We start from the raw sequence: 5,853 nt of genomic DNA, 5'->3' as shown, positions 1-5,853 counted from the left end.
GCTGCGGATTTGATTGACAAGCGTCAGCTGAGACTGCATTTTGTCCCGGACCTGCTTCAGCTTGGAGCTGACGAAATCCAGTCGGCCGCCTGCGGTCTGGTTCAGCCGGCCGAACCAGCTGATCAGCGCTTCCTGTACTTCCAGGCCGGTAGTTAACCTGGAGGATATCCGGTCCAGCGCATCAAGCGCAGTCTTCGGATCGACGTCGGGATCCTTCAGCAGCGCGGTCAGCTGCTCCGTAGCCATGGACGTCTGCTGCAGAAGCAGCAGATCCTGCTTTACGTTCGGCGCGATATCCTTGGCAGCCGTGGAAGCCTTGCCCATAAAATCGTCCAGACCAGCCGCCAACTGCTGCCCGTTCTTGGCCAGGTCGGTCACTATGGGCAGCGCCCCTTGAGCTTTGGATACCAGCTCGTTGGTCGTATGGATGTCCTGCGCCGCCGTGTTTACGGCTTGGTTGATTTCCGGGAAATTTTTCTCCAGCTCAAACACCAGCGAGCGGACCTTCTCAATAGTCGGCAGCTGATTTTCCAGCTCGATACCAAGCTCGTTGAAAATTTTGAAAATCGTGCCGTTGGCGGTTTTGACGAAATTTTTGCTGACTTCCTGGATGATGCCGCTGGCTCCGGAAGACGTAATCTTCGGGGATACGGCATTGATCTTTTCGTTCACATAATACAAAATTTCGGCGTGGGTCGGGTTGTCCGACAGCACCGTAGCAATCGAGGCCGAAAAATTGTCCGGGATGATGATGCTCGCATAGTAATCCCCGTGCCGAACGCCTCTCATGGCGTCCGCCTCGGGGACGAACCTCCAGCCCAGCTTATGATTGTCCTTCAGCGAGGCGACGATCTCCTTGCCGAGATTCAGCGACTGTCCCTTCATCGTCGTCCCTTTGTCGTTGTTCGCGACGGCAATCGCAATATCGCCGGTATTGCCGTAGGGATCCCAGGATGCCTTGATGTTGAACCAGGCGTACAGGGAAGGAAGCATAACAAGACCGGCGATGATGACGAGCGCGGCCCAGTTCGTGGCAATGTTTTTCACATCTCTGCCGTAGATGGACAAGATTTTACTCATGAGAACACCTGCCTCAATCATACCATTTTGGTTAGTATTTCATTTGAGGAAGGGCGTCATACCGAAGAACCTGAATCCCGCCTTACCAGCCCATTCGTTCTTTGAGGGTCGTGATATGCGCAAGATGGTGGTTGCCATGCCAAGCATAAGTGCATAGATGCTCGTTCAAATTGGTTTCTCCGCTCGCGGGATGGGTGTAAGTTCTGTGCCACTGGTCACCGCTCAAGCTTTCCAGAACAAGCACAAAACGGACATGCAGCGCCTCAAGCAGATCCAGGGAAATCTCCGGATCAGGCAGCGCGGAATCTGCAAGTTCAGCCCATAATTGCTCCTCATAAGGTTTTATCACCGGATTATCCTCGGTTAAAGCAAGTTTAAGCCGAATCAGGCTGTTCATGTGGCTGTCTCCGACATGGTGCACGACTTGACGGACGGTCCAGCCGCCCGGCCGATAAGGCGTGTCCAGCTGCTCCTTGGATAATCCGCTGACAGCTTGCCGCAGCTTCGAAGGCAGGCTGCGGATTTCGCCGATCAATGCTGTCCGCTCATCTCCGTTCAGTTCTTTTTTCGTTACGCAAAGTCCGATAGGATATTTCAAATCATCGCTCATAGCTAATTCCTCCGTTTGCTCAGTAATATGTATACGGGAAACCGTTGCATTCCAATATGATATAAGCCGGTTTCCCTTGTAACCTTTTCGCTAAGGGTTCCATTCGTTCCTTCAAGCCGGCTTTATGTATGCGCGGAAGCGATCTCGCTGAATTTGATCCACAGCCATTCGTCTTCAGCTCTAAACTTGATCTCTTCCAGATAGGTGTTAATCACGGTGACGAAGCCCCGGATTTCTTGTTCGGGTCCGGTACCGGCAAGGTGCAGGGTTACTTTCAGGTGACGGCGGAGGGATTCCTCCAGCAAGCGGCTGGTCTGTGTCCAAGCAGCCTCTTTCATGGTAGAATTGAAACTCGCCGACGGTTCATAGGTTCGGTTGATCATCATTTCACCTCCCTTCCCGTTAGTATGGCGGCTGCAGAAAGATATCGCGGGTTCGGGCTCTCACGGCGATCTTGGGGCCCGACTCTGATCGACTTAGCCCACTACCTCGTCGGCGATATCCAGGAAGTCATCGGCATGAGCGAAACGTTTATCAAGGAGAGACCGCTCGCAGAAAATAATGACCGGACTCAGCGCTAAAGGCAGTCTGGGCGGACCGATGGGCAAAGTGACCGTCGATGATGCAACCCTGTTTATGGCCCGGTTCACAGGAGGCGCGCTCGGTAGCTTTGAGGCGACCCGGTTTGCGGCGGGACACCGCAGCACGAACTCGTTCGAGATCAACGGCAGCAAAGGCAGTGTCAAGTTTGATTTTGAGCGGATGAACGAGCTGGAAGTGTACTTTACCGACGACCAGGAGGATGTGCAGGGCTTCCGCCGGGTGCTTGCGACCGACGCCGCTCATGCGTATTCGCATGCCTGGTGGCCGGCCGGACACACTATCGGCTTCGAACACACGTTTACGCATGAAATGCTGGAGCTGATGGAAGCGATCCACGAGGACAGACAGCCTTCCCCGAACTTTCACGACGGTGTGAAATGCCAGGCTGTGCTTGAGGCGGTGGAGCGTTCCGTAGAGGAGCGGCGCTGGGTGGAAATTTCGGAAATGTAGGCCAATCAGGCGAAGGTATTGAACAACGAATAGCGAGCATATCAAGCATTTCAAGCATAGACAAGGAGCGTGCCGCATGAAAAAAGCACTGATCGTATGGGGCGGATGGGATGGCCATGAGCCCAAGCAGGTGGCAGAGATTTTCAAAAACGTGCTGGAAGCCGAGCAGTTTGAAGTAGAAGTATCGGATACGCTGGAAGCGTTTGCCGACAAGGAGAAGCTCCTCGGTCTTGATCTGATCGTCCCTTGCTGGACGATGGGAGAAATCCGGAATGAGCTGGTGGGCAACGTGTCGGAGGCCGTGCAGAGCGGCGTGGGCCTTGCCGGCTGCCACGGCGGCATGTGCGACTCCTTCCGGACGCAGGTCGATTGGCAGTTCATGACTGGCGGACAGTGGGTCGCCCACCCGGGGAATGACGGGGTTCGATACATGGTTAACGTGACAGACGAAGAGGAAGGCTCCCTGCTGCAGGGGATTGCAGACTTCGAGGTCGCGAGCGAGCAGTATTACCTGCATGTGGATCCGGCAGTGGAAGTTCACGCCACAACCCGCTTCCCGGTCGTTCATGGCCCGCATTCGGCCAACAAACCGGTTGACATGCCGGTAGTCTGGACGAAGTACTGGGGCGGCGGACGCGTCTTCTACAATTCGCTCGGGCACCATGCGGATATCGTCGACATGCCACAGGTGAAGGAAATGATGAGACGCGGCTTCCTATGGGCCGCCGAAGGCAAAGAAGCCGTCTCCGACTGGAAGCCGGAGACAGCATATAACGGCATGGCAGACAGCCAATATTAAGGGGAGGGTTATTCTTGGAGCAGATCAAAGTAGGCATTATCGGCTGCGGGAAAATCAGCAGCATTTATATGGAAAACTGCAAAAAATTCGATGTGCTGGATTTGGTAGCTTGTGCGGACATCGATAAGGAGCGTGCCGCAGAAAAAGCAGCCGAATTCGGCATACCCAGAGTGTATTCCCCTGAAGAGCTGCTCGCGGATCCCGAAATTCAAATCGTGATCAACCTGACGATCCCGGCTGCGCACGCGTCGGTCTGCCTGCAGGCTCTTGAGGCCGGCAAGCATGTATACGTCGAAAAGCCGCTGGCTGTCACACGTGAAGATGGGCAGAAGGTGCTCCAGCTCGCCAAGGAAAAAGGCCTGCGCGTGGGCTGCGCGCCTGAAACGTTCTACGGCGCCGGAATTCAGACCTGCCTTAAAGTGATCCAGGATGGGCTGATCGGCCGTCCGGTCGCCGCGACGGCATTCATGCTCGGCGGCGGACACGAGACCTGGCATCCGGATCCCGAATTTTATTATCAGGCCGGCGGAGGACCGATGTTCGACATGGGGCCTTACTACCTGACCGCACTCGTGCAGCTGCTCGGTCCGATCAGAACGATCACGGGTATGACCGGCAAGGCGTTGGAAGAAAGAACGATCACCAGCTCCAAAAAATACGGTCAAAAGATACCGGTGGAAATCCCTACCCACGTCGCCGGGCTGATCCAGTTCGCCGAAGGCGCGATTGGAACGATCATCACCAGCTTTGACGTATTCGGCGGCAGCAATCTGCCGAACATCGAAATTTACGGCACAAAGGGAACGCTGCGCGTACCCGATCCGAACAACTTCGGCGGCAAGGTGCAGTACCGGATAGCCGGCGAAGCCGAGTGGAAGGAACAGCCGCTGTTGTTCGGCTACGCGGAGAACACACGCGGCATCGCCGCAGCTGACATGGCTTACGCGCTGCAGAGCGGTCGTCCTCACCGTGCTTCCGGTGAGCTGGCGTACCATGTGTTGGAAGCGATGTGGGCGTTCCATGATGCTTCGGATGAGAAAAAGCATTACGAGATGCAAAGCACCTGCACGCCTCCTGCGCCGATGCCTACCGGCCTTGCACCTTATACATTGGATCAATAATGAAATAGGCATGAATCGTAAAAGCCTCCCGTCAGCAGTCTGGACTGCTGGGGAGGCTTGTTTGGTTTATACCATGATCAATGGATAAGCTTGCTTTCCTTAGCCTTCTTAACGAGGCCAGCGGCAAGCTGGTTGATGATCCCTTTCAGCGCTAAACCGATCACGAGCGTAATTACGACATACACGCACATGATGAGCAGATCGCTGCGGACGACGCTCCAGATCATGCCACCCACCGCTTCGCGCATCATGCTGATGCCGTAGGTGAACGGAAGGAACGGATGGATCGCCCGGAAGAACGGCGGTGTCGTCTGGATCGGAAAGGTTCCGCCCGATCCGGCCAGCTGCAGCACCAGCAGAACGATAGCAAGCGCCTTGCCGACATTGCCGAACACGGAAACGAGCGTGTAGACGATCAGCATAAAGACAGCGCTATTGACCAATCCGAATAAGATGAACCAGCCTTTGTCCACCACATAGGTTCCCAAGAGGAAGATATCGCCTGCTGTGACGAGGACCGATTGCAGCAGCGCCAGCGTCAGGAAGGTCAGGAACCGGCCGAAATAAATCTGTACGCTGTTATAATCCGTTCCCGCTGCAGGAGAATGTACTTCCGTCGTCACCAGGGATACGAGCAGCGTCGCTCCGACCCAGAGCGCCAGTGTTGAGAAGAAGGGCGACATGGCGGATCCGTAATTCGGTATCGGAAACAGCTGATTCTCCTTCAGCACGACAGGCTCGGCGAAGAACTGGCCTTCCTGCTGGAAGTTGTTTTTCAGCAGGTCGATGACTTCCTGCAGGTTGCCCTCCGATTCGAATTTGCGCATCCGGTCCGCCAGCTCCTTGACTTTGGCTTCCACGCCCGGAAGCTCCTTCTGAATGACGGAAATGCCCTGCGTGCCGATCGCCAGCCCCTTGGAAGCGTCGAACAGCACCTTCTTGACGTCCGGCAGGCTCTGTACCGCAGAATCCATCACTTTCTTCGCTTCGGCGGCGGACTTGACCGCCTTCTGCAGCCCGCTTGCGATCGCCGGCTGAATTTCGCTGTCATAACGTCCGAGGATGTCCCCTAATAGATCGGATACGTCGCCGGAGATGGTGTTCAGCTTATTCACCAGATCCATGGCCGGTTTCTCGCCTTTCTTTACCCCCGCTGCGGATTTGATTGACAAGCGTCAGCTGAGACTGCA

6 protein-coding genes and 1 pseudogene are annotated in these 5,853 nt (G+C 55.4%); 3 read left to right on the top strand and 4 right to left on the bottom strand.

Going from position 1 to position 5,853, the window contains the following annotated elements:
- From CPT76_RS15535 to CPT76_RS15525, 3 genes are all read right to left on the bottom strand, one after another.
- The coding region (locus CPT76_RS15535; RefSeq protein ID WP_146116325.1) for a YhgE/Pip domain-containing protein at window positions 1–1,080 on the bottom strand (1,080 nt) is incomplete at its 3' end.
- 82 nt (window positions 1,081–1,162) lie between these two features.
- The gene (locus CPT76_RS15530) at window positions 1,163–1,690 is read right to left on the bottom strand and encodes a YfiT family bacillithiol transferase (protein ID WP_105443527.1); all 528 of its coding nucleotides are present in this window, start codon (window positions 1,688–1,690) and stop codon (window positions 1,163–1,165) included.
- Between the two features lie 122 nt (window positions 1,691–1,812).
- Window positions 1,813–2,073 carry a YolD-like family protein gene (locus tag CPT76_RS15525; protein ID WP_105443526.1) on the bottom strand — a complete coding sequence of 87 codons (261 nt, stop codon included), beginning with the start codon at window positions 2,071–2,073 and terminating at the stop codon, window positions 1,813–1,815.
- Between CPT76_RS15525 and CPT76_RS15520 the strand changes: the two are divergent.
- The 3 genes and pseudogenes from CPT76_RS15520 to CPT76_RS15510 form a co-directional block, all read left to right on the top strand.
- Window positions 2,072–2,743, top strand: a pseudogene (locus CPT76_RS15520) (Gfo/Idh/MocA family protein); the annotation flags it as partial. The gene CPT76_RS15525 and the pseudogene CPT76_RS15520 overlap by 2 nt on opposite strands.
- A gap of 76 nt (window positions 2,744–2,819) precedes the next feature.
- Window positions 2,820–3,542, top strand: coding sequence for a ThuA domain-containing protein (locus CPT76_RS15515; RefSeq protein WP_105443525.1), 723 nt, complete (start codon window positions 2,820–2,822; stop codon window positions 3,540–3,542).
- 14 nt (window positions 3,543–3,556) lie between these two features.
- Window positions 3,557–4,663 (top strand): Gfo/Idh/MocA family protein, encoded by a 1,107-nt coding sequence (locus CPT76_RS15510; protein ID WP_105443524.1) that lies wholly within the window; start codon window positions 3,557–3,559, stop codon window positions 4,661–4,663.
- Between the two features lie 77 nt (window positions 4,664–4,740).
- On the opposite strand, the gene CPT76_RS15505 is transcribed toward CPT76_RS15510, so the two are convergent.
- Window positions 4,741–5,787, bottom strand: coding sequence for a YhgE/Pip family protein (locus tag CPT76_RS15505; protein WP_258168531.1), 1,047 nt, complete (start codon window positions 5,785–5,787; stop codon window positions 4,741–4,743).
- Window positions 5,788–5,853 lie beyond the last annotated feature (66 nt).

It is taken from the genome of Paenibacillus sp. AR247, assembly GCF_002968895.1.
GTDB lineage: Bacteria > Bacillota > Bacilli > Paenibacillales > Paenibacillaceae > Paenibacillus_AQ > Paenibacillus_AQ favisporus.
The sequence above is the reverse complement of the archived record's forward strand: the minus strand, read 5'-3'. Positions and strand labels throughout refer to the sequence as shown.

Coding starts and splice junctions, on each gene's coding strand:
- CPT76_RS15530 (WP_105443527.1), bottom strand. CDS start 1,690: ATGAGCGATGATTTGAAATATCCTATCGGACTTTGCGTAACGAAAAAA.
- CPT76_RS15515 (WP_105443525.1), top strand. CDS start 2,820: ATGAAAAAAGCACTGATCGTATGGGGCGGATGGGATGGCCATGAGCCC.
- CPT76_RS15505 (WP_258168531.1), bottom strand. CDS start 5,787: ATGGATCTGGTGAATAAGCTGAACACCATCTCCGGCGACGTATCCGAT.
- CPT76_RS15525 (WP_105443526.1), bottom strand. CDS start 2,073: ATGATCAACCGAACCTATGAACCGTCGGCGAGTTTCAATTCTACCATG.